Here is a 1,635-nt window from a genome sequence, read left to right as displayed (position 1 = left end):
TTTAAACTCCTGTATTATAAAGTATATTATAAGCTTTATCTTTGAAATCAAGCTTAGCAATAAAATCTTTACTATAAAGTTTGAAATCTAAACCATAGGATGTAAATTTTTGATAATCTTGATAGTCCTGATTGTAAATATAGTATTGTTTGGTTTTAAAAAAATTTAGAATATCTTTAAAGATTTCTCCAGTACCATACCTATATGTTATCATCTGACAAATAGAACCTAATATACTAAAACTCTTTTCATTAAAATCCCAAGCCCCGACAGGTTGTCCTAGCTTGATAAGATTTCCTTCATCATCAAATTCATGACTTTGATCTAAAAAATCAAAGCTATCATAAACATAAGCTATCATTTCATCTACACGGTATGATACCTTTTCTCTATTTTCTTGAATTTCTTTTTTAATGCTTAATTTAGCAGGAGCAAGATATAAAGAAAATTTACCACTACAAGCATAAAGAGATAGATCTTGCATGATATCATTATAGGTTTTTTCACTGATTTCATTGTTGATTAAGTAGGCATCGTAGGCAAGAGCAGATGTTCCCACATAAGGAATCAATTTTGACATTTGTCTTGCAAGTAAGGCAAGTGAAATACCTGTATTAAATTGTGCTGCTATATCTATCCCTAAATTTTGCAAAATTTGATAAAAAAAATCTTCATCCTTTATACCTACAAGCTGACAATTTAAAGTATCGATCTCATAAGGTTTGCAATCTAAAATTCGTTTATATCCTTTTGGAATTTCATCATTTTCTTTAATGATAATGTAAGACTCTTTATTTTTATCACTTCTTTCTTCTCTTATATCGATCGCAAAATCAAATTTATATTCTCCTTGAGGTAGTTCTTTTAATGTTAAAATATTATGAGTTTTTTGTAAGATTATTTCTATTTGCTTTGCAAAATTTTGAGTATAGATATCTTTTTTTGCGTAAAGTTTTTCACTTAAATTTTTTACTAATGGAAATTTCATATAAAATCTATCCCAATCAAGAGTGGTAAAAATTTAATAGGACGTTTTTGTTCTCTTACCTCATTTTCTTGTATGCAATGAGAAAAACGTTCAGCATTTTGCCTTAATCTTTTTGCTTCTTTTGTTTCTGTAGTTTTTGGATAAGGAGTATAATACAAAATAAGAGGTTCTATGCCTTTACTTTGTAAAAAATCTTGTATTTCTTTTAGTTTTTGCTCTGCTTGGGGATTGCTAGGTTTATTTTGTTTTATAGGGAGTTGATAATTTTGTATCGTATCGATTTTAGGACTATTTTGCCATAATACTTGAAGATTATAACTTACCGCCCAACCTAATGCGGCTATTTCATTATCTTTGTAATATTTAAATTCATTATAGCAACATTCTAATTCTTGTGGTAAAATTGTTTCATCGTATGCTAAGGTGTTAAAATTTGCATTATATATATCAGCTTGTCTTTTTAAAGCTTCCTCATTGATATGTCCTACTGGAACAAAATTTTCCCAAAAAAGTTCTTCATCCATTGCTTTACCTTGTTGTTAAATATTTTTATTTAAATCCAATAACTAGCTTAGCATATTCTAATATAATTTATAAAGTTACATTATTTGACTTATTTTTCATGCTATTATTTTATCTTTTTATAG

Annotated in this window: 2 protein-coding genes; both read right to left on the bottom strand. The window is 27.4% G+C overall.

Annotation, left to right across the window (positions count from 1 at the left end):
* Nucleotide 1: 1 nt before the first annotated feature.
* The gene (locus tag H2280_RS08275; protein WP_337216240.1) at nucleotides 2-988 is read right to left on the bottom strand and encodes a DUF6402 family protein; all 987 of its coding nucleotides are present in this window, start codon (nucleotides 986-988) and stop codon (nucleotides 2-4) included.
* Nucleotides 985-1,512 (bottom strand): hypothetical protein, encoded by a 528-nt coding sequence (locus H2280_RS08270; RefSeq protein WP_337216239.1) that lies wholly within the window; start codon nucleotides 1,510-1,512, stop codon nucleotides 985-987. The genes H2280_RS08275 and H2280_RS08270 overlap by 4 nt, the downstream gene beginning before the upstream one ends.
* Nucleotides 1,513-1,635: the final 123 nt, after the last annotated feature.

The organism is Campylobacter sp. 2457A (genome assembly GCF_020135895.1).
Taxonomy (GTDB): Bacteria; Campylobacterota; Campylobacteria; order Campylobacterales; family Campylobacteraceae; genus Campylobacter_D; species Campylobacter_D taeniopygiae.
Note: the sequence above shows the minus strand (reverse complement) of the source record. Positions and strands in the feature narration are given on the sequence as shown.